Below are 19,779 nucleotides of genomic sequence, written 5' to 3'. Positions count from 1 at the left end.
GAGATGATCTGACTCGATTATGGAAAAGACGACCTCAATCCACGGCATGTGGTCCTCGCGCCTGATGTTCGTCCTGGCCGCCGCCGGCTCGGCGGTGGGCCTGGGCAACATCTGGCGTTTCCCCTACCTGACCTCGGACAACGGCGGCGGCGCCTTCGTGCTGGTCTACCTGGCCTGCATCGCCGTGGTCGGGCTGCCGATCCTGATCGCCGAGGTGCTGATCGGCCGCGAAGGCCGCATGAGCCCGATCAACACGCTGCGCAAGATGGCCCGCGAGCACGGGGCCAGCCGCGGCTGGGTCAGCATCGGCTGGCTGGGCATCGTCGCCGGCGTGCTGATCCTGAGCTTCTACAGCGTGGTCGGCGGCTGGACCCTGCATTACACCTGGCTGTACATCAAGGAGCTGTTCGGCGGCGCGCCGCTGGGCGATCCCGGCCTGGCGTTCAGATCGTTGTTGGGGAATCCGCTGGAACTGACCTTTTGGCATGCGGTGTTCATGCTGCTGACCACCGGCGTGGTGGCGCTGGGCGTGGAGAAGGGCCTGGAGCGCGCGGTGCGCTTCCTGATGCCGGCGCTGTTCGTGCTATTGCTGCTGCTGGTCGGCTACGGTTTCACCACCGGCCGCATGGGCGAGGCGGCGGCGTTCCTGTTCAAGCCGGACTTCTCCCGCATCAGCGGCGGGGTGTTCCTCAGTGCGATGGGCCAGGCGTTCTTCACCCTGAGCCTGGGCATGGCCACGATGATGACCTACGGCGCCTATCTGCCGCGCGAAGGCATTTCCATTCCGCGCGTAACCATTGCCGTCGCGTTGACCGACACTTCAGTTGCGCTGCTGGCCGGTCTGGCGATCTTCCCGATCGTGCTGGCGTTCGGCCTGGACCCGGCCGGCGGCGGCCCGGGCCTGATCTTCAACTCGCTGCCACTGGCATTCGAGTCGATGGCCTTCGGCACGGTGTACGGCCTGGCGTTCTTCGGCCTGCTGGCGATCGCCGCCTGGACCTCGTCGATTTCGCTGCTGGAGCCGGCGACCGCATTCCTGACCGAAAAATTCGGTCTAAAGCGCCGCAAGCTGGCGGCGCTGCTGCTGGCCGGGCTGTCCTGGGTGGTCGGCCTGTTGTCGGTGCTGTCGCTCAACCTGTGGAACGATGTGCGGGTTCCTGCCGACGTGAACGTGATCGGCGGCAAGAACATCATGGACCTGGTCGAATTCCTGGCCAACGACCTGATGCTGCCGCTGGGCGGCCTGCTGATCGCGCTGTTCGCCGGCTGGGCGCTGGACCGCAAGATCCTGCGCGGGCAGCTTTCGGAAATGCCGGAGCCCCTGTTCATCGCGCTGCGCTGGATGCTGCGGGTCGTCGCGCCGCTGCTGGTGTTGGTGGTGCTGGTGCGCGCCGTTATCTGAGTTCCACCGCATTCCGCAGCCGGCCCCCGGCTGCGCGGCCAGGGGCCTGACGACACCTGTCCGAGGGCAGCCGCCGGATAGAGCGTGCCTGAAAGCACGCGCCTGATAAGATCGGCCGCATGAGCGCATTGCCCTACAACGTCGACCGCCTGCAGGAATTGGCCCGGTTGCTGATCGCCAACATTCGCGAGCTCTCGCAACTGGGCTGGACCCCGGCCACCAGCAGCAATTTCTCGCACCGGCTGGACGACCGCCATGCCGCCATCACCGTCTCCGGCCGCGACAAGGGCCGGCTGGTCGAGGACGACATCATGGTGGTGGATTTCGACGGCCAGGGCGTGGCGACCGCGCATCGCCCCTCCGCCGAGACCCTGCTGCACACGCAGCTGTACCGGCGCTTCCCGGAAATCGGCTGCGTGCTGCATACCCATTCGCCGGTGCAGACCGTCGCCTCGCGGCTGTTCGCCGGCGCCGGGCATATCCGCCTGGAAGGCTACGAACTGCTGAAGGCCTTCCATGGCAACCACACCCACGAGGCCGAAATCGCAGTTCCGGTGTTCGCCAATACCCAGGACATGCCGACCCTGGCTGCCCAGGTCGATGCCCTGCTCGACCGGCAAAGCCTGTGGGGCTATCTGATCGACGGCCATGGCCTGTATGCCTGGGGCCGCGACATGGCCGAGGCGCGGCGCCATCTGGAGGCGTTCGAGTTCCTGTTCCACTGCGAGCTGGAGCTGCGCAAGCTGGGCTGCCGGCGCTGATAACCGCAGGTAACGCCGGCCCACGCATCCGTAACAAGCGGTTGCTCTGGCGTTTGCTACGCTTGTCCACCCTGTTCATCCAAGCCATACCGTCATGAGCCGCCTTCGCATCTTTTCCGAGAGCGACCCGAGCAAGCCGGAGTTCGCCAGCTACGATCCCGATTTCATCGCCACCGAGCTGCAGAAGATCGGGGTCACCTTCGAACGCTGGAAAGCCAGCCAGCCGATAGCGCCGGGCGCTTCGCCGGAGGACGTGATGACCGCCTACCGCGCCGACATCGACCGGCTGGTCGCCGAGCGCGGATTCAAGACCGTCGACGTGGTCAGCATCGCGCCGGACAACCCGCAGCGCGAGGCGATGCGGGCCAAGTTCCTCGACGAGCATTACCACAAGGAAGACGAAGTGCGTTTCTTCGTCGCCGGTTCCGGCCTGTTTACCCTGCACGTCGGCGGCAAGGTCTATGAGGTCGAGTGCATGCAGGACGATCTGATTGCCGTGCCGGACAGCACGAAGCACTGGTTCGACATGGGGCCGGAACCGAGCTTCGTGGCAATCCGCTTTTTCACCGAACCCGACGGCTGGGTCGGCCATTTCACCGGCACCGATATCGCCCAGCAGTTCCCGCGCTACGACGGACCAAGCCAGGAGCGGTAAACAGCAGTACCGACAGTTCCGCCCTCTGGCTCTTACCCCTACTCCGCCCCGCCATTCATGCCCATCTCCGCCATCCTCACCGATATCGAAGGCACCACCAGCAGCATCTCGTTCGTCAAGGACGTGCTGTTTCCGTATGCCCGCCGCGCGCTGCCCGCGTTCGTGCGCGAGCATGGCAACGAGCCGGAAGTGCGGCGCTGGCTGGATGCGGTGGCCACCGAGCACGGCAGCATCTGCAACGACGATGTGATCGTCGAAACGCTGCAGGGCTGGATCGACCTGGACCGCAAGCACACCGCATTGAAAGCGCTGCAGGGCATGATCTGGCAGGCCGGCTACCGCGATGCCGATTTCACCGCGCATATCTACCCGGACGCGGCACCGGTTCTGCGGCGCTGGTTCGAGGCCGGCTACCGACTGTACGTCTATTCGTCCGGTTCTGTCCCGGCGCAGAAGCTGTTCTTCGGCCATAGCGACGCCGGCGATCTGACCCCGCTGTTTTCCGGCTGGTTCGACACCGAGGTCGGCGGCAAGCGCGAAGCCGACAGCTATCGCCGCATCGCCGAAAGCATCGGTATGGCGCCGGGAAGCATCCTGTTCCTGTCGGATGTGGTGGAGGAACTGGATGCGGCACGCGATGCGGGATTGCAGACGCAACTGATCGATCGGCTGCAGGACTACCCCGAACCGCGCACAGGTGCGGCGGCCAACGGCCATCCGCAGGTGTCGAGCTTCGCCGACATCCAGCTTCCTCATTGAGTGCCATGGCGACGCAGCGCGCCGCCACGCTCAGCGGTCTGCTGGCCATCCTGCTGTGGGCCTCGCTGGCCGTTCTGACCGCCGCGACCGATGGCTTGCCGCCGTTCCAGGTATTGGCGCTGAGTTTCGGTTTTGCGGCAATCATCGGCTTGCTGCGCACCGCTGCGCGCGGCGCAGCCGGCTGGGCGGAACTACGGCAACCGCTTTCGGCGCTGGCGCTGGCCACGGCGGCATTGTTCGGCTATCACGCGCTTTATTTCCTGGCGCTCAAGCGCGCGCCGGCAGTGGAAGCCAACCTGCTGAACTACCTGTGGCCGCTGCTGATCGTGCTGTTCGCCGGCTTGCTGCCCGGCGTGAGAGTGCGGCCCGCGCAAATCGCCGGCACGCTGCTGGGACTGGCCGCTGCCGTTCTGCTGATCACGCGCGGCAGCGGCCTGAACGTGCGGCCGGAATACGTGGCCGGCTATCTGGCCGCCCTGTCGGCGGCGGTGATCTGGGCCGCCTACTCGGTACTCAACCGGCGCCACGCCGCGGTGCCCAGCGCCGCCATCACTGTGGCCTGTGTGGGTGTTGCGGTGCTGGGAGCCATCGCGCACCTGCTGTTCGAACAGACGGTGCCGCCACGCGCCTCGCAATGGGGAGTATTGCTGCTGATGGGCATCGGCCCGGTCGGCGCCGCGTTCTGGCTGTGGGATCACGGCACCAAACGCGGCGACATCGCGCTGCTGGGTAGCCTGTCCTACCTGGCCCCGCTGTTGTCGACGCTGCTGCTGGTGGTATCCGGCCAGGCGCAGCCGCACTGGATACAGGCGGTCGCCATCGGATTGCTGCTGCTGGGTGCGTGGCTGAGCGTGCGCAAGCCGCGGACGCACGCCAGCGCCGCGTCTCCGACGCGCTGACTGCGGCGGCGAGTGGCGTGGGGAACGTTCCCTCACTAGCCGGATAAACAGCCTTTTTTTAAGGTTCTTCTCCCGTTTCCGGGTGTCGGCTTCGGCGGGAGGCGCCGCCCGTCAGGCTGGGGGGTGCTCCGCCCTCCTGACGATGTCGTGTCTTTACGTCGGGCCGCAGGCTCGTTCCGCTTCGCGGCCCGAACCGGCCCGGCGCAGCGCGCCGGGCGTTCGCCGGGGCGCGCGGCAGTGCCGCGCCAACCGCCTTGGCTCACCCCTGGCCTGCTCTCCGCACCCCCAGCCCTCCGGCCGTCGCCTTCGGGCAGATGGCAGCTCGCGACTTCGGAAAGCCTTTCTTCGAGCGCCGACCAAGCGTCCAGAAACCGGTGGCCAGGGCAGTGCGGGACCGTACGCGGCATGGATGCCGCGGAAGAGCCTGCATGGGTGAGGCAAGCGCTTGCGAAGCACGGCTTCGCGCGCAGCCGAACGCCCGCCATCTGCGATGACGGGCCGGCCCCGCATCCTGGGCATTTACGGCGTGTCCCGCACTGCTCTGGCCACCGGATTCCACATAGACGTTCCCCGCTCTTGGGTGAAGAACCTCTTTGAAGAGGAAAAGCAAAGCCGAGCCTCCCCGACTACCGACTCCCGCCCCATTATTGAGATTGATTCTCGTTTCTACAGAAATCGGAACGACTGACTAAACTTCGCGCCACGCAACTCGCCAGCTTTCGCCAGCCAGTCACGCGTTCCGCGCCAGCCCGCCTTCGCCAGCCGCGCCCCCTTAGTCGTTCCGATGTCCATATGAAGAACGCGCCGCAGCGCGTCCGGATGCCTAACAGGCAGGCTTCAATAGCTCTTCCGGCCAATACTCGCGACTTGACCAACCATTCGGCTGTTGGCTTTCAACAGCCGAATGGCTGGTCAAGCCATCGCTCCTGCAACAGTAGCCTTGTCAGGCCGCCTGCACTGCGGCATCAACCGTGGATCTTCTCGCCGCGCGCCAGCATCTCGACCAGCTTGTGTACGCGGGCGGCACGGGTTTCCGGTTTCTTGGCCGTCTGCACGCGCCAGCACACGGCGTAGTAGTTGGTCTTGTTCAAGCTTTCGAAGAACGCCTTGGCCTTGCTGTTCTTCGCCAGTGCCGCCGCCAGTTCGGCCGGCACTTCCATTGTCCGGGCTGAGTCGTAGGCCGCCAGCCAGCGGCCATCGGCTTTGGCGGCTTCCACCTCGCGCATCCCCGCCGGCTGCATGCGGCCGGCGGCGATCAGCGTCTCCACCTTGCCGACATTGATCTTCGACCACACGCTGCGCGGGCGCCGCGGGGTGAAGCGCTGCAGGAAGCACTGCGCATCGAATGCCTGCTTCTGGCCATCGATCCAGCCATGGCAGAGGGCGACATCCAACGCTTCGGCATAGGTCAGCGACGCCATGTCCGCTCCCTTTTTGGCAATCTGCAACCAGACGCCTCGCGCATCCGCATGCGCAACCAGCCACTTCTCCCAGGCGGCGGCGCTCTTGAAATGCTTGACCGGAAGATCGAAGGGTTCGGCCATGCTCACTCCGTCGCTGATTGCAACCGGTAACGGGTGGATGCGCTCACTTCATCATGCCAGCGACCGCTGGCGCGTACGTCGATGCGATATTCGCCTGCCGGCAGGCTGGTAGGCAGCGCGCCGCGCCACAGGTGCTGCGAAGGTTTGGCCTCCGGCGAACGATCGTAGCCGCGCAGCGCATCGGCCAGGTCATCGCGCATGTTCTCGGCCAGCAGCCGCGGATCCGGCTGCGATACCTTCTGCATCGGTTTCCACTCGCCCCCGTCCACGCGGTACTCGACCCGGGTCCTGTCATCGCCCAGGTAGACGTTCGCGTACACGCCCCAGGCCGGGTATGCGCCCTGCCGCAGGACCTTGGGCGCATGCAGGCCGATGGCCGGATCCTGCGCATCGCGAGCCGGGTGCCAGGACAGCGCATAGTCGCCGCCGGTAGCGACCTTCAGCCGCGCATAGCCGTTCGGCGTGCCGTCTGCCATGGTCGCATCGGGAATGCCATCGGCATCCTTCACTCCAGACCAGAACGCGCCGCAGGCGGTGCCGACGTTGTATTCGTGCAGCGGCTGCGGGCCATGCCATCCGGTTGCGGCGTCGTGGTACCAGTGGCGCTGGGTATGGGTATGCCCGCTCAGCAGCAGCACATGCGGAAAGTCGCGCAGCAGCTCGAACAACCGTTGCCGGTCGGCGGCGCGGAAACTGCCGCCGCCGGTATCGAACAGCGGGATATGCACGCCCAGCACCAGCAACCGGTCTTTCCGAACGGTCGGCAGATAGGCCTGCAGGAACGCGAACTGGTCCTCGCGGAAACCGCCGACATACGCCGGCTTCTGGCCGGGCCGGTAGATCACATCGTCCATTCCGATGAACGTCATCCGTTCTTCTTCCCAGGCGAAGGTATCGGGACCGAAATGATGGCGGAACGTCAGCAGCGAGTCGCCGTCGCTGCCGGCGTCGAAATCCAGATCGTGATTGCCCGGGATATGCAGCCACGGCACCTGCAGGCGGGCGGTCTGCGTGTTCAGGGCCGGGTATAGCGACAGATCGTCGTCGACCACGTCGCCCAGCGTGAGTCCCAGTTGCGCCGTGTGCCTGCCGATCAGCGGCTCGACGATATCGCGCCGGTAGTAGCCGACGTCGGTGAGGCTCTTGGTCTGCGTATCGGCGAAGATCAGCGCTTCCAGATCCGGGGACTGCGCCAAGGTCGCGCGCGGAATCAGGCCGAAGTCGCGACAGCCCGGACTGCCGGCCGGAATACCGCCGTATTTCAGCGCAGGGCCTGGCGTGGTGCGCGCATGCGTCCAGAAATCGGGAATGCCATCGGCGCGGCGCGGGACGTCGTAGCCGGCCGGCTTGATCACGAACAGCGTGCGGCCCTCGACCGGGGCGAACCGGTAGCGGCCGTCGGCATCGGTGATGAATACTTCGACGCCGTCGGACAGCTTGATGCCGGTCAGTGGCGTTTCGCCGGCATCGTAGTGGCCGTTGCCGTTGCGGTCCTCCCATACCTGCCCGCCTTCGCAATGCGGCGACGCCTGCGCGGGAGCGGCCAGCCACAGCAACGAAATGACAGAAAGAAGATGGCGCACGGGCGGATCCAGGCAGCTTGTCGGGACGATTATCGCCCGGACTCGCCGTCGGTTGTCGCTTCCCCGGCAGGAGTGGTGCCGGCATGCCGACACCGATGAATCGCGACTCACGTCGCTCCCACAGTCCCACGGATCCCCTATCGGGTCGCTGAGTTGCCTACCGTCGATGGCGGTCTTGCAGCTCCGCAATGGCGTCCTGCAGCGACAACCCGCGGGCGCGCAGCAGCACGGTCAGATGGAACAGCAGATCGGCGCTTTCGCCCAGCAGTGCGGCCTCATCCTGCGCCACCGCCGCCAGCGCGGTTTCCACGCCTTCCTCGCCGACCTTCTGCGCGATGCGGCGCACGCCGCCTTCGAACAGGCGCGTGGTGTAGCTGCCTGCCGGACGCTCGCGTTCGCGTTGCGCGACCAGCGCGTCCAGTTCGGCCAGAAACGCTGCCGGCGCCTGCGGGAAGCAGCTGGCGCGCTGCAGATGGCAGGTCGGCCCGTGGGGACGCGCCTGCACCAGCAAGGTGTCGTTGTCGCAATCGGCGGCCAGCGATACCAGCTCCAGGAAGTGGCCCGAGCTCTCGCCCTTGGTCCACAGCCGCTGCTTGCTGCGGCTGTAGAAGGTGACCTTGCCACCATCCAGCGTGGCCTGCAGCGCTTCGCGGTTCATATAGCCCAGCATCAGCACGCGCAGATTATCGGCGTCCTGCACGATTGCCGGCAGCAGTCCGTCCTGCTTGCTCCAATCCAGGCCGCTCGGATCCAGCTTGCTCCAGTCCTGGCCATCCGCGTCAACCGACATGCCGCACCTCGATGTTCTGTATCGACAGGAAGCGTTTCAATTCGGGAATCGCAATCCTGCCGCTGTGGAAGACGCTGGCCGCCAATGCGCCATCGACATCGGACTGGCGGAACACCTCGGCGAAATGCCCGGGTTCGCCGGCACCGCCGGAAGCGATCAGCGGCACCCGGCAGATCGCGCGCACCGCCGACAGCTGCTCGATATCGTAGCCGCGACGCACGCCGTCGCTGTCCATGCAGTTCAACACGATTTCGCCGGCGCCGAGCCGCTGCGCCTGAGCCACCCAGTCCAGCGTGCGCACCGGCAGCGCCCGCGTCTTGTCGGGATCCCCGGTGTACTGGCGCACGCGCCATTGGCCATCGGCCTCGCGCACCGAGTCGATGCCCACCACCACGCATTGCACACCGAAGGCCTCGGCCAGTTCGGCGATCAGCTGCGGGCGCTCCAGCGCCGGGGTGTTGACCGAAATCTTGTCGGCGCCTGCGTGCAGCACCGCGCGCGCGGTATCGACGCTGCGGATGCCGCCGGCCACGCAGAACGGGATGTCGAGCAGGCTGGACACCCGTTCGACCCAGCCGTAATCGACCGAGCGGCCCTCGGGGCTGGCGCCGATGTCGTAGAACACCAGTTCGTCGGCGCCGGCGTCGCGATAGCGCAGCGCCAGATCGACAATGTCGCCCATGTCGACGTGGTCGCGGAAACGCACGCCCTTGACCACGCGGCCGCCGCGCACGTCCAGGCACGGAATGATGCGGCGGCTCAGCATGCCAGCGCTTCCGGCAATGAAAAACGGCCTTCCAGCAGCGCGCGGCCCAGCACGATGCCGGCACAGCCCTGCGCACGCGCGGCGGGAATGTCGGCCAGTTCGCGCACACCACCAGACGCCTGCACCTGCAACGAGGGCGCAATCGCGCGCAGATGCCGGTACAGCGACAGATTGGGCCCGGACAGCATGCCGTCGCGGGCGATGTCGGTGCTGAGCAGATGGATCAGTCCGCCGTCGGCGAAGCGCACGGCCAGATCGTCCAGCGTCTCGGCCGCGGTTTCGGTCCAGCCGTGCACCGGCAGCCGCCAGATGCCGGCGTCGTCCTGGCGCGCATCCAGCGCCACGGTGATGCGTTCGGCACCGAATTCGGCGATCCACGCCAGTACGGTATCGGTCTGGCGCACCGCCAGCGAACCGACCACGACCCGGGCCGCGCCGGCCTCGAGAATCCTGGCCACGTCATCGCGGCAGCGCACGCCGCCGCCGGTCTGCACGCGCAAGCCGGTGCTGCCGGCAATCCGCTGCAGCAGCGGCGCCAGCGTATAGCCGCCGGCGCGCGCGGCATCCAGGTCGACCAGATGCAGCCAGTCGGCACCCTGCGCGGCATAGTCGCGGATCAGCGCCAGCGGGTCGTCGCCGTAGCGGGTTTCGCGGGCATAGTCGCCCTGCGCCAGCCGCACCACCCGCCCATCGCGGACGTCGATGGCCGGATAGCGCTGGAACGGCGCCGCAACCGACGCCGGAGTGGTAGCCGCAGCGCCCATCAGGCCAGTCCTGTTTCGATGAAGTTCTGGATCAATCGCGCGCCGACGGCAGCCGAACGCTCGGGGTGGAACTGCGCGCCGGCCACCTGCCCGCGCTGGACCACCGCGGCGAAGGCGATGCCGTGTTCGCTGGCCATCAGGCAGTCGGCGGTCACCGGCGCGGCATAGCTGTGGACGAAGTACGCGTACTCGCCCTGGCCGATACCGCGGGTCAGCGACGATTCGCGCTGCGGCGCCAGCGTATTCCAGCCCATATGCGGCACCCGCACGCCGGTACTGTCGGGCAGCCGCGTCACCCGGCCCGGCAACAGCCCCAGGCATGCGGTGTCGTCTTCTTCGGAATGCTCGAACAGCAGCTGCATGCCCACGCAAACGCCCAGCAACGGTTGCTGCAACGTGCGCAACGTGTCGACCAGCCCGGACTCGCGCAGCCGCGCCATCACCTGCGCCGCGGTGCTGACGCCGGGCAGGATCACACGGTCGGCGGCGCGGATGGCCCCGGCATCGGCGGTCAGTTCGGCATCGATGCCCAACCGCTGCAGCGCATAGCGCACCGAGCCGATATTGGCACCGCCGGCATCGACCAGCGCAACCCGCATCACAGCGCTCCCTTGGTCGAGGGCAGTTCGGCGCCTTCGCGGCGGATGGCCTGGCGCAACGCCCGCGCCAGCGACTTGAAGCAGGCCTCGACCTTGTGGTGATCGTTGTCGCCGTGCACGCTCAGGTTGAGATTCAGGCCGGAGGCATCGCACAGCGAACGGAAGAAATGCGGCACCAGTTCGGTCGGCAGGTCGCCGACGCGTTCGCGCTTGAATTCGCCGTCGAAGACGAAATACGGCCGCCCGCTGAAATCCAGCGCCGCCGTCGCCAGCGTCTCGTCCATCGGCAAGGTGAAGCCGTAGCGGCCGATGCCGCGCTTGTCGCCCAGCGCCTCGCGCAACGCCTGCCCCAGCGCCAGCCCGGTGTCCTCGACGGTGTGGTGTTCGTCGATATGCAGATCGCCGTCGCTGCGGATGTCCAGCGCGAAACCGCCATGCTTGCCGATCTGTTCCAGCATGTGATCGAAGAACGGCAGACCGGTGTTGATGGCCGGGTCGGTCACGCGGTCCAGGTCCACTTCCACCCGGATCCTGGTTTCCTTGGTATCGCGCTGCACCACCGCGCGGCGCGGCGCGTCGGCCAGCTCGTGGGCGATGCCGGCCCAGTCCCACTGTCCGCCGAACTGCGGCGTCTTCAGCTGGAAACCGCGGATGCGCAGGTTGTCGGCGAATTTCATGTCGGTTTCGCGGTCGCCGACCATCGCCGAGCGCTTCCAGTCGATGCTGCGGTCCTGCAGGTAATGCAGCACCAAGCCTATGCCGGGTTTGCGGGTGATCTTGTTCTCTTCCGGCCAGCTGCCGTCCACCAGCACCTCGCGGAAGCCGATGCCCTGGCTTTCGAAGATCTGCAGCATCAGGTCGTTGGGGCCGTCGAACGAGGCCTGCGGGTACTTGTCGGTGCCCAGTCCGTCCTGGTTGCTGACGATGACGAACTGGTAGCCGGCATCGCGCAGCTTCAGCAGCGCCGGGATGCAGCCGCGGACGAAGCGGATCTTCTCGTAGGCGTCGATCTGGAAATCGGCGGGCTCCTCGATCAGGGTGCCGTCGCGGTCGATGAACAGGATGGGCGTCATGCCGCCATCTCCAGCGCCCGCAATGCGGCAATCACGCGATCGTTCTGCTCCGGCGAGCCGATGGTGATGCGCAGCGCGTCCTCCAGTTGCGGCGCCGCGCGCTGGTCGCGGACCACCACCCCGGCGGCCAGCAGGGTGCGGAAAGCCGCCTCGGCGTCGCGGAATCGCACCAATAGATAATTGCCCTGCGAGGGATACACGCGCACCACTTCCGGCAGAACCGCCAGCGCGGCCTGCAGCCGCACCCGCTCGGATTTGACCAGTTCCACCCGCTGCCGGGTCTGCGCCAGTGCGGCATCCGACAATCCGGCCAGCGCCAGTTCGGCACAGGGCGTGGGCACCGGGTATGGCGCCTGGCAGCGGCGCAGCACGTCGATCAATTGCGCGTCTGCGACGAGGCTGCCGATGCGCGCGGCGGCCAGCGCGTGCGCCTTGGACAAGGTGCGCAGCACGGCAAGGTTGGCGTGCGCGGCCAGCAAGGTCGTCGCCGAAGCGCTGTCGGCGAACTCGCCATAGGCTTCGTCCACCACCACCAGCGCCACGCCGTCCAGACGTCTGGCCAATACCGCGATATCCGCCAGCGCGATGGCCGATCCCGCCGGGTTGGACGGAGTGCACAGGAATACCAGCTTGGCGCCGCCTGCGATGGCCGCTTCGGCGATGGCCTCGAGATCGGCGACGAATCCGGTTTCGCCATCGACCAGCGGCACTTCGATGATGCGTGCGCCCTGCAGCCGCGCGCACACCGCATACATGCCGAATACCGGCGGCGTGACCACCACCGCGTCGCGGTCGGGATTGCAGAATGCGCGCACCAGCAGGTCGATGGCTTCGTCGCTGCCGCGGCCGATCAGCAGTTGTTCGGTGGCGCAGCCGTACAGCTGCGCCAGCCGCCCGCGCAATGCCTGCGGTTGCGGGTCCGGATAGCGGCGGCACGAGGCCTGCGCGTCGGCCGGATTGGCCCAGGCCGATTCGTTGGCGTTCAACCAGATATCGCCGTGCAATGTCTCGCTGCGCGCGGACTTGTAGCCGGCAAAATCGCGCAGGTCCTCGCGCACCAGGTTGAGCGGCACGCTCATGCGGCCACCTTGCGCATCCGCAGCGCCACCGCATTGGCGTGCGCATCCAGGCCCTCGGCGCGCGCCAGCGTCAACGCGCAGTCGCCGATTGCGGCCAGGCCGCTGCGGCTGGCCGACTGCACGCTGACGAAATTCTGGAAACTGGACACGCTGACCCCGCTGTAGGCGCGCGCGGCGCCGCTGGTCGGCAAGACATGGTTGGTGCCGCTGCAGTAATCGCCCAGCGCTTCGGGCGTGTAATCGCCCAGGAATACCGAACCGGCCGCTTCGACCTGATCCAGCCAGGCGCGCGGCTCGCGTAGCGCCAGAATCAGGTGCTCGGGCGCATAGGCGTTGCTGATGGCGAAGGCATCCTGCAGCCGTTCGACCTTGATCAGTCGCGATGCCGCCAGCGCCTGCCTGGCAATGCCGGCCCGCGGCAGCGCGCTCAGCTGCGATTCGATTTCCTCGCCAACGCGTTGCAACAGGTCTTCATCGTCGGAAATCAGCAGCACCTGCGAGTCCGGGCCATGTTCGGCCTGCGACAGCAGATCCGCGGCGACGAACGCCGCATCGGCGCCGCCATCGGCGATCACCAGCACCTCCGACGGCCCAGCCGGCATGTCGATGGCGGCAGCGCCGCTCTGCGCGACCTGCTGCTTGGCCTCGGTCACGTAGCTGTTGCCGGGCCCGAAAATCTTGTCGCAGCGCGGCACCGAACCGCTGCCGAACGCCATGGCCGCAATCGCCTGCGCGCCGCCCAGTTTGAACACGCGGGTCGCGCCGGTCAGTCGCGCGGCCACCAGCACCGCCGGGTCGGCGCTGCCGTCCTTGCGCGGCGGCGTGCACAGCACCACTTCGCGGCAACCGGCCAGGCGCGCCGGCACGCCCAGCATCAGCGCGGTGGAAGGCAGCGGCGCGCTGCCGGCCGGCACGTACAGGCCGACCCGCTGGATCGGCCGGATCATCCGTTCGCAGACCACGCCCGGCGCGGTTTCCACCGCATAGGGCTGGGCCATGCCGGCGCGGTGGAAGGCTTCGATGCGTTGCGCGGCCTGCTGCATCGCCGCGTACAGCCCGGCCGGAACCGCTTGGGCCGCCGCGGCGAACTCATCGGCACCGACTTCGAAGCCGGACAGCGCAACGCCATCGAAACGCGCGGTGATTTCGCGCAGCGCGGCATCGCCGTTGGCGCGCACATCGGCCAGCAACGCGGCCACCGACTCGCGCGTGCTGGCGGCAACGGTCTGCACCGGCCGGGTCAGCGCGGCGCTGCGTGCGGCCTGGTCCAGGCTCGGCCAGTCCAGTCGCAGCCAACTGATCGCGTCCGCATTCATGCCAGCGACCTCTCCACCGACAGCACCATCAAGCCCTGCGCGCCGGCCCGTTCCAGCTCCTCCAGCAACTGCCAGGTCACCGCGCCGTGGCACATGGTCTGCAGCGACAGCGGACCATCGCCGTTGGCCGCCAACTGGGTGAACGGGTCGGCATCGGGCAGCAGCCGCGACAGTTCGGCGACGGTATCGCGGTGCGCGCGGAACATCAGCAGCTTGCTGTCCTTGACCTTAAGAACGCCATCCATGCGCCGCAGCAGCATCGCCGCCAGCCCGGCGCGGGAATCGTCGAACTCGCGCACCGGCCCGGCCAGCACCGCTTCGCTCTGCAGCAGCGTTTCCACCGGCTTGAGCTGGTTGGCGGCCAGGGTGGCGCCGCTGGACACCAGATCGCAGATCAGATCGGCGGTACCCAGCTTGGGCGCAATCTCGACCGAGCCGGACAACTCGACCACGCTGGCATCCACGCCCTGCGCCTGCAGCCAGTTGGCAAGAATGGCCGGATAGCTGGTGGCGATGCGCAGGCCCTGCAGCTGTGCCGGCCCCTGCCAATCCCAGCTTTCCGGAATCGCCAGCATCAGCCGGCAGGCACCGAAACCGAGCGCGCGCAGCTCCCGGTAGGCCGGAGGCAGCCCGATGCGGGCGCGCTCGCCGGCCTGCTCGTCCAGTTCGTTGCGGCCGACCACGCCGAAATCGCAGACACCGTCGGCGATCAGCCCGGGAATGTCGTCGTCGCGCACCAGCAGCAAATCGACCGGCAGCGATTCGCCGTAGCAGAACAGCTTGTCGCGGCTTTCGCGCCAGCTCAGACCGCACGCCGACAGCAGCGCACGCGCCGGTTCGGCCAGGCGGCCGCTTTTCTGGATGGCGATGCGCAGGCGATCGCGCGTCGCGGAGGCAAGAGCGGGGCTCATGGGGAAAGGCTCAGTAGGAGGCGCCGGCGGTGCGCGGCTGCAGTTGGGAAGCGACCGCGTAACCGCCGGTGCCGCGTTCCAGGGTGCGGGCCACGCGCCCGATCGTGGTCACGCTGACCTGGGTCAGGTCATGGATTTCGCGGTACGGCACGCCCTTGAGCAGCAACGGCACTACCCGCCAGCGATCGGCCATCGCCTCCAGCTCGGACGGCGTGCACAGGTCCTCCAGGAAGGCCTGGACGTCGCCGGCCTGGGTCAGCGCGGCCAGCGCCTGCGACAGGGCGCGGATGGAGGCGCTATCGGTCTGTGCGTCGGCAGGGGGGCGGCGTTTCATCGTGCAAGCGTCACTTGATGTATTAATGCGTTAGCACATTAACGCAACACCAAAGGCCGGTCAAGCCGCGGCACCGGTTCCGGCGCTTCCCGTCAGGGCAGCCTGGGCGCGCTTGCCGCTCTTCCCTACCCCACGGGCACGAGTACACTCCGGGCAAGCAGCGGCCTGGCGAACTCGCGCTGGTCCTGTCGGGAGAGGGAAGGCTATGCGGCGTTGGCGGAACCGACTGGTGCTGGGCTGGGTCCTGACTCTGTTCGGGTGCCTGACCGCAGCCGCGCAAGCTCCCGCCGAACTGGCAGCCACGGCCTCGCAGCAGGATCTCGCCGCGCACATGCGCTATTTCCACGATGCCGGCGGCGAAGCGACGGTCGATGCCATTCGCGCGCGTTCGGCCGATTTCCAGCCGCTGCCCGCAGGCGGCGCAGCCTTCGGTTTCCAGACCGGCGCGTTCTGGTTCCAGGCCGTCATCGTCAACCGCAATCCGCTGGAACCGCGCTGGCTGCTGGTGCAGGACTACCCCCTCAGCGACCTGCTGGACGTCTACGTGCACCATCCGGACGGGCGCGTGCAGCACTATCGCGGCGGCGACCACCTGCCGTTCGACACCCGCAGCGTCCGCCACCGCCATCCCAATTTCTGGCTGACCCTGCCGTTGGACGAACCGGTCGAACTGCTGGTCCGCGTGCAAAGCCAGAGCTCGATGCAGGTGCCGCTGGCGCTGTATACGCCGACCGCCTTCAGCGAACTGGCGCGCTATGCCGAACTGGCCATCGGCCTGTACTACGGCATCCTGCTGGCGTTGTTCTTCTACAATCTGGTGCTGTGGCTGGCCCTGCGCGATGCCAGCTACTTCTGGTACCTGTTCCATATTTCCGCGTTCGGGCTGGTGCTGTTCACCCTCAATGGACTGGGCTTCGAGTACCTGTGGCCCAACTCCGCCTGGCTGGCCGATCATTCGGTGCCGCTGTCGATCTGCCTGGCGCAGATCGGCATGCAGCAGTTCTCCCGCCACTTCCTTGATCTGAAACGGCGATGGCCGGCGGGCGATTGGGTCAGCCTGGGAGTCATGGCGTTCTTCCTGTTGCTGGGCGTCGCCGCGACCCAATTGCCTTATCACCTCGCCACTCCCATCGCTTCGGCGGCGGTGTTCCTCAGCATCGGCTGGATCGCGGTGGCCTCGACGATGGTGATACGGCTGGGCTACAAGCCGGCCAGGCTGTTCCTGCTGGCGTGGTCGATGTTCCTGTTCGGCACCGCGGTCTTCGTTGCGCTGGCGTTCGGCCTGCTGCCCAAGACCTTCTTCACCGAGTACGGCGTGCAGATCGGTTCGGCACTGGAAATGCTGCTGCTGTCGGTGGCGCTGGGCTACCGCTACGCAGCGCTGCGCAACGAAAACGAACGCATCGTGCGCGAGGCCAAGCTGCAGTTGGAGCAGAAGGTGGAGTTGCGCACCGCCGAACTGCGCAGCGCGCTGGGACAACTGGAAGAGGCGCATGTGCGCCTGCGCGAATCCAGCCGCCTGGACGGACTGACCGACCTGTACAACCGCAGCCATTTCCGCGAGGCCTTCGAGCATCTGCTGTCGCAGGCGCGCAATACGCACCGGCCCATCTCGTTGCTGATGATCGATCTGGATCATTTCAAGAGCATCAACGACACCTACGGCCATCTTGCCGGCGACGCCTGCCTGCGCTGGACATCGAACACGATGGCGGTGGTGCTGGCTCCCTACGGCGCCCTGCTGGCGCGGTTCGGCGGCGAGGAGTTCATCGCCGCCCTGCCCGGCATGAGCCTGGTCGAAGCCAGCGTGGTGGCCGAGGAATTGCGGCAGAGCCTGCGCAACCAGCCCTGCCGTGTCGACGGCATCGAAATCCCGGTGTCGGCCAGCATTGGCGTGCATTGCGTCGATACTTCGGCCAAGAACAGTATCGAGTCCGCGCTGCAGGTCGCCGACCAGGCGCTGTACGCCGCCAAGGCCGAAGGCCGCGACTGCGTGCGGATGCTGTAGAAGACGGTCTCCTGACGAGCGGCTTGTAGGAGCGATGTAAGTCGCGATGAGGCGTTACCGGTAGAGCTTTATCGCGACTTACGTCGCTCCTACAGGTCGCCCCCTCTGGGTCCCTGCAGGCGCCCCTACAAAAGCGGGCGGCTGCAGGTCGGCGCCTTGCCGTCCTGACGCATCGGTTCCATTACTGCGAGTTCTTGCCGTGGCAGGTCACCTGCGCTTGCAGCTTGCCCGCTCTCAAGCATTCGCCAAGCAGGCTGCCCTGTTTGGATGGCTGCGGGCGGAACTCGCCGATCTGCGCCACGCCATGCGGGCATTGGCGGATGGCGCGCTCGCGGATGTCGCGTTCCAGCTCGTCGCCGAGCACCGCGCAGCGATCGCTGCTGATCAGATGAACGTCTTTCCCCAATCGGCGGACGCGCTCATCGGGATCGCCCATGCAGCCGGCCAACGCCAACGCCAGGCCCAGGCATGCCGCAGCCCTGTAGCCGCGCACCGTCAGCGGCCTGCGAGCGCGCGCGCCTGCTCCAGTTCCACCTTCAGGCTGCTGGCCAGTTCGTCGCGCGGCACTTCGAACTGCTGCTCGCGCAGCAGATCCTTGACCGTCACCGCGCCGCGGGCCAGCTCGTCTTCGCCGGCCAGCACCACGAAGCGCACGCCGGCGCGCGAGGCGTACTGGAACTGCTTGCCCAGCTTGCGCGCTTCCATCTGCACTTCGGTGTTGATGCCGCCGGCGCGCAGCCGCCGCGCGATGTCCAGCGAATCGGCCAGTTGCGTCTCGTCCAACAGCGCCACCATCGCCTGCACGCTGCTTTCCTCGCTGCCGGCGACAAGACCCGCTTCGCGCAGTTGCCAGAACAACCGGGTCAGCCCGATCGAAATGCCCACGCCAGGCAGCTTCGACTTGGTGTAGTGGCTGGCCAGATCCTCGTAGCGGCCGCCGGAGCAGATCGAACCGATCTGCGGATAGTCGTCCAGCTGCGTCTCGTAGACGGTGCCGGTGTAGTAGTCCAGGCCGCGGGCGATGGAAAAGTTCAGGCAGTAGTCGCTTTCCGGCACGCCCAGCGCCTTGACCAGCGCCAGCACCTCGCGCAGTTCGGCGATGCCCTGGTTGAGGGTTTCGCTGCCCTGCCCCAGCGCGTCGAGCCGGGCCAGTGCATCGGCGTGGCCGCTCGAACGCACCGCGACGAACTCGAGGATCTTCCGCACCGCCTCAGCGGCCAGCCCGAACTCCGGCCCGGTCAGCGTTTCGCGCACATAGTCGGCACCGCGCTTGTCCAGCTTGTCGACCTCGCGCAAAACCAGCGCCTGCTGTTCGCCATCGGTGATTCCCTGCGCTTCGAAAAAGCCGCGCATCAGCTTGCGGTTGTTCAGCTGCACGGTGAACTTGCCGATGCCCAGGTCGCTGAACACCGCATGGATCACCGCCAGGATCTCGGCATCGAAACGGATGCTCAACGCGTCCTTGCCGATCACGTCGATGTCGCACTGGTAGAACTCGCGGAAGCGCCCGCGCTGGGCGCGTTCGCCGCGATAGACGCGCTGGATCTGGTAGCGGCGGAACGGGAAGGTCAGCTCGTGCTCGTGCTCGGCCACGTAGCGCGCCAGCGGCACGGTCAGATCGAAGCGCAGCGCCAGTTCCGGCAGCGCCTCGGCCGCGCCGTCGGCCGAACGCGCATTGGCGATGGCGCCGGTGGACTGCACGAAATACACCTGCCGCTCGGTCTCGCCGCCGGATTTGGTCAGCAGCGTCTCCGACAGCTCGAACACCGGCGTTTCCACCGGCAGGAAGCCGAACCGCTCGTAGTTGCGGCGAATGGCATCCAGCATGCGCTGGAATGCGATTTGTTCGCGGGGCAGCAACTCCATGACCCCGGGCGGCGTGCGCGGCTTGATCAAGCGAAAACTCCAGCAGGCGGCAAACGCACATTCTAGTGTGGTGTCCTGCAAATAGCTTGCCTGTGTGGCGCAGCGGATTGGCCCCCAGGACAAGGCGCGAGGAGGAGGCATCGCGGGACTATGGTGACGACGAGCAACGCAGGATCGGGGGGCAGGACCAAGCCGGATGGGTACGTTGTTTGCGGGACGCCACCCTAGAGTGCGATCGATTCTGCGTGAGCCAGCGGAGCCCGGCGCACGGCCCAGCCCGGCGCATGGCCGCGACGGCAACGCATGCTGCCTATTGCCGTTACCCCCTGCGACTGAATACAATGCGCGGCTCCACGGGGTGTAGCTCAGTCTGGTAGAGCGCTACGTTCGGGACGTAGAGGTCGCAGGTTCGAATCCTGTCTCCCCGACCAGCCGGCACTTTCGATGCCGCTGGTCTTCCCCCAAGGTTTCCTCCCCAGGTATCTCGACGGTCTGCGCAACGCAGACATGCCAGTGCCTTCCGCGCCGTCGTGGCAGCGCCCGGTCCACCGATTTCCGCGCGGCCGACAAAATGTGACGTGACTCGCATTTATGTGACGCGATGCGTCGTTGCAAGTCTCCGCCAATCTGCCAGCGCCGCAAGATCGGGCCGTTGGAGGGTCAGTTGGGC

At 66.9% G+C, this 19,779-nt stretch carries 19 protein-coding genes and 1 tRNA gene; 7 read left to right on the top strand and 13 right to left on the bottom strand.

Going from position 1 to position 19,779, the window contains the following annotated elements:
- Positions 1–19: 19 nt before the first annotated feature.
- The 5 genes from CRO39_RS01330 to yddG all read left to right on the top strand — a co-directional run bounded on the left by CRO39_RS01330 (position 20) and on the right by yddG (position 4,476).
- Positions 20–1,402 (top strand): sodium-dependent transporter, encoded by a 1,383-nt coding sequence (locus CRO39_RS01330; RefSeq protein WP_097120069.1) that lies wholly within the window; start codon positions 20–22, stop codon positions 1,400–1,402.
- A gap of 119 nt (positions 1,403–1,521) precedes the next feature.
- Complete coding sequence (locus CRO39_RS01325; RefSeq protein ID WP_097120068.1) at positions 1,522–2,163, top strand: methylthioribulose 1-phosphate dehydratase; 642 nt, start codon at positions 1,522–1,524, stop codon at positions 2,161–2,163.
- A gap of 94 nt (positions 2,164–2,257) precedes the next feature.
- Positions 2,258–2,818 carry a 1,2-dihydroxy-3-keto-5-methylthiopentene dioxygenase gene (locus tag CRO39_RS01320; protein WP_097120067.1) on the top strand — a complete coding sequence of 187 codons (561 nt, stop codon included), beginning with the start codon at positions 2,258–2,260 and terminating at the stop codon, positions 2,816–2,818.
- 57 nt (positions 2,819–2,875) lie between these two features.
- The gene (gene mtnC / locus CRO39_RS01315) at positions 2,876–3,577 is read left to right on the top strand and encodes an acireductone synthase (protein WP_097120066.1); all 702 of its coding nucleotides are present in this window, start codon (positions 2,876–2,878) and stop codon (positions 3,575–3,577) included.
- A 5-nt stretch (positions 3,578–3,582) separates the two neighbouring features.
- Positions 3,583–4,476, top strand: coding sequence for an aromatic amino acid exporter YddG (gene yddG, locus CRO39_RS01310; RefSeq protein ID WP_097120065.1), 894 nt, complete (start codon positions 3,583–3,585; stop codon positions 4,474–4,476).
- Positions 4,477–5,441: 965 nt separating this feature from the next.
- Here yddG and CRO39_RS01305 read toward each other — a convergent pair.
- From CRO39_RS01305 to CRO39_RS01255, 11 genes are all read right to left on the bottom strand, one after another.
- Complete coding sequence (locus CRO39_RS01305; protein ID WP_097120064.1) at positions 5,442–6,020, bottom strand: YdeI/OmpD-associated family protein; 579 nt, start codon at positions 6,018–6,020, stop codon at positions 5,442–5,444.
- Positions 6,021–6,022: 2 nt separating this feature from the next.
- Positions 6,023–7,603: a calcineurin-like phosphoesterase C-terminal domain-containing protein gene (locus CRO39_RS01300; protein WP_097120063.1), complete on the bottom strand. Its 1,581-nt coding sequence runs from the start codon at positions 7,601–7,603 to the stop codon at positions 6,023–6,025.
- Positions 7,604–7,760: 157 nt separating this feature from the next.
- On the bottom strand, positions 7,761–8,393 hold the full coding sequence (gene hisIE, locus CRO39_RS01295) for a bifunctional phosphoribosyl-AMP cyclohydrolase/phosphoribosyl-ATP diphosphatase HisIE (RefSeq protein ID WP_097120062.1): 633 nt from the start codon (positions 8,391–8,393) through the stop codon (positions 7,761–7,763).
- A complete protein-coding gene (gene hisF / locus CRO39_RS01290) occupies positions 8,383–9,159 on the bottom strand; it encodes an imidazole glycerol phosphate synthase subunit HisF (protein ID WP_097120061.1) in 777 nt (258 codons plus the stop codon). The genes hisIE and hisF overlap by 11 nt, the downstream gene beginning before the upstream one ends.
- Complete coding sequence (gene hisA, locus CRO39_RS01285; RefSeq protein ID WP_097120060.1) at positions 9,153–9,923, bottom strand: 1-(5-phosphoribosyl)-5-[(5-phosphoribosylamino)methylideneamino]imidazole-4-carboxamide isomerase; 771 nt, start codon at positions 9,921–9,923, stop codon at positions 9,153–9,155. The genes hisF and hisA overlap by 7 nt, the downstream gene beginning before the upstream one ends.
- Positions 9,923–10,522 carry an imidazole glycerol phosphate synthase subunit HisH gene (gene hisH / locus CRO39_RS01280; RefSeq protein WP_425479637.1) on the bottom strand — a complete coding sequence of 200 codons (600 nt, stop codon included), beginning with the start codon at positions 10,520–10,522 and terminating at the stop codon, positions 9,923–9,925. Before hisH ends, hisA begins: the two co-directional genes overlap by 1 nt.
- Entirely contained in the window at positions 10,522–11,595 is a 1,074-nt protein-coding gene (hisB, locus tag CRO39_RS01275) for a bifunctional histidinol-phosphatase/imidazoleglycerol-phosphate dehydratase HisB (protein WP_097120058.1), read from the bottom strand. Before hisB ends, hisH begins: the two co-directional genes overlap by 1 nt.
- Complete coding sequence (gene hisC / locus CRO39_RS01270) at positions 11,592–12,674, bottom strand: histidinol-phosphate transaminase (RefSeq protein ID WP_097120057.1); 1,083 nt, start codon at positions 12,672–12,674, stop codon at positions 11,592–11,594. The genes hisB and hisC overlap by 4 nt, the downstream gene beginning before the upstream one ends.
- The gene (hisD, locus tag CRO39_RS01265) at positions 12,671–13,990 is read right to left on the bottom strand and encodes a histidinol dehydrogenase (protein WP_097120056.1); all 1,320 of its coding nucleotides are present in this window, start codon (positions 13,988–13,990) and stop codon (positions 12,671–12,673) included. The genes hisC and hisD overlap by 4 nt, the downstream gene beginning before the upstream one ends.
- Positions 13,987–14,901, bottom strand: a complete 915-nt coding sequence (gene hisG, locus CRO39_RS01260) for an ATP phosphoribosyltransferase (RefSeq protein WP_097120055.1) — start codon at positions 14,899–14,901, stop codon at positions 13,987–13,989. The genes hisD and hisG overlap by 4 nt, the downstream gene beginning before the upstream one ends.
- Positions 14,902–14,911: 10 nt before the next feature.
- On the bottom strand, positions 14,912–15,235 hold the full coding sequence (locus CRO39_RS01255; RefSeq protein ID WP_097120054.1) for a YerC/YecD family TrpR-related protein: 324 nt from the start codon (positions 15,233–15,235) through the stop codon (positions 14,912–14,914).
- 229 nt (positions 15,236–15,464) lie between these two features.
- On the opposite strand from CRO39_RS01255, the gene CRO39_RS01250 reads away from it, so the two are divergent.
- Positions 15,465–17,243, top strand: coding sequence for a sensor domain-containing diguanylate cyclase (locus CRO39_RS01250; RefSeq protein ID WP_162125904.1), 1,779 nt, complete (start codon positions 15,465–15,467; stop codon positions 17,241–17,243).
- A 181-nt stretch (positions 17,244–17,424) separates the two neighbouring features.
- On the opposite strand, the gene CRO39_RS01245 is transcribed toward CRO39_RS01250, so the two are convergent.
- Both CRO39_RS01245 and hisS read right to left on the bottom strand, forming a co-directional pair.
- Complete coding sequence (locus tag CRO39_RS01245; RefSeq protein WP_097120741.1) at positions 17,425–17,679, bottom strand: hypothetical protein; 255 nt, start codon at positions 17,677–17,679, stop codon at positions 17,425–17,427.
- Positions 17,680–17,738: 59 nt separating this feature from the next.
- Positions 17,739–19,139 carry a histidine--tRNA ligase gene (gene hisS / locus CRO39_RS01240; protein WP_097120052.1) on the bottom strand — a complete coding sequence of 467 codons (1,401 nt, stop codon included), beginning with the start codon at positions 19,137–19,139 and terminating at the stop codon, positions 17,739–17,741.
- A 324-nt stretch (positions 19,140–19,463) separates the two neighbouring features.
- On the opposite strand from hisS, the gene CRO39_RS01235 reads away from it, so the two are divergent.
- A tRNA-Pro gene (locus CRO39_RS01235) sits at positions 19,464–19,540 on the top strand.
- Positions 19,541–19,779 lie beyond the last annotated feature (239 nt).

Source organism: Pseudoxanthomonas wuyuanensis (assembly GCF_900215535.1).
Lineage (GTDB): Bacteria > Pseudomonadota > Gammaproteobacteria > Xanthomonadales > Xanthomonadaceae > Pseudoxanthomonas_A > Pseudoxanthomonas_A wuyuanensis.
This window is presented reverse-complemented; position numbering and strand designations above follow the sequence as displayed.

Bases quoted from the DNA above. Each gene is read 5' to 3' on its own strand.
- hisIE (WP_097120062.1), bottom strand. From the start codon at position 8,393: ATGTCGGTTGACGCGGATGGCCAGGACTGGAGCAAGCTGGATCCGAGC.
- hisB (WP_097120058.1), bottom strand. From the start codon at position 11,595: ATGACGCCCATCCTGTTCATCGACCGCGACGGCACCCTGATCGAGGAG.
- CRO39_RS01255 (WP_097120054.1), bottom strand. From the start codon at position 15,235: ATGAAACGCCGCCCCCCTGCCGACGCACAGACCGATAGCGCCTCCATC.
- hisG (WP_097120055.1), bottom strand. From the start codon at position 14,901: ATGAGCCCCGCTCTTGCCTCCGCGACGCGCGATCGCCTGCGCATCGCC.
- CRO39_RS01330 (WP_097120069.1), top strand. From the start codon at position 20: ATGGAAAAGACGACCTCAATCCACGGCATGTGGTCCTCGCGCCTGATG.
- mtnC (WP_097120066.1), top strand. From the start codon at position 2,876: ATGCCCATCTCCGCCATCCTCACCGATATCGAAGGCACCACCAGCAGC.
- hisD (WP_097120056.1), bottom strand. From the start codon at position 13,990: ATGAATGCGGACGCGATCAGTTGGCTGCGACTGGACTGGCCGAGCCTG.
- hisF (WP_097120061.1), bottom strand. From the start codon at position 9,159: ATGCTGAGCCGCCGCATCATTCCGTGCCTGGACGTGCGCGGCGGCCGC.
- hisC (WP_097120057.1), bottom strand. From the start codon at position 12,674: ATGAGCGTGCCGCTCAACCTGGTGCGCGAGGACCTGCGCGATTTTGCC.
- CRO39_RS01325 (WP_097120068.1), top strand. From the start codon at position 1,522: ATGAGCGCATTGCCCTACAACGTCGACCGCCTGCAGGAATTGGCCCGG.
- CRO39_RS01245 (WP_097120741.1), bottom strand. From the start codon at position 17,679: ATGGGCGATCCCGATGAGCGCGTCCGCCGATTGGGGAAAGACGTTCAT.
- CRO39_RS01305 (WP_097120064.1), bottom strand. From the start codon at position 6,020: ATGGCCGAACCCTTCGATCTTCCGGTCAAGCATTTCAAGAGCGCCGCC.
- CRO39_RS01320 (WP_097120067.1), top strand. From the start codon at position 2,258: ATGAGCCGCCTTCGCATCTTTTCCGAGAGCGACCCGAGCAAGCCGGAG.
- yddG (WP_097120065.1), top strand. From the start codon at position 3,583: ATGGCGACGCAGCGCGCCGCCACGCTCAGCGGTCTGCTGGCCATCCTG.
- hisA (WP_097120060.1), bottom strand. From the start codon at position 9,923: ATGGGCGCTGCGGCTACCACTCCGGCGTCGGTTGCGGCGCCGTTCCAG.
- hisH (WP_425479637.1), bottom strand. From the start codon at position 10,522: ATGCGGGTTGCGCTGGTCGATGCCGGCGGTGCCAATATCGGCTCGGTG.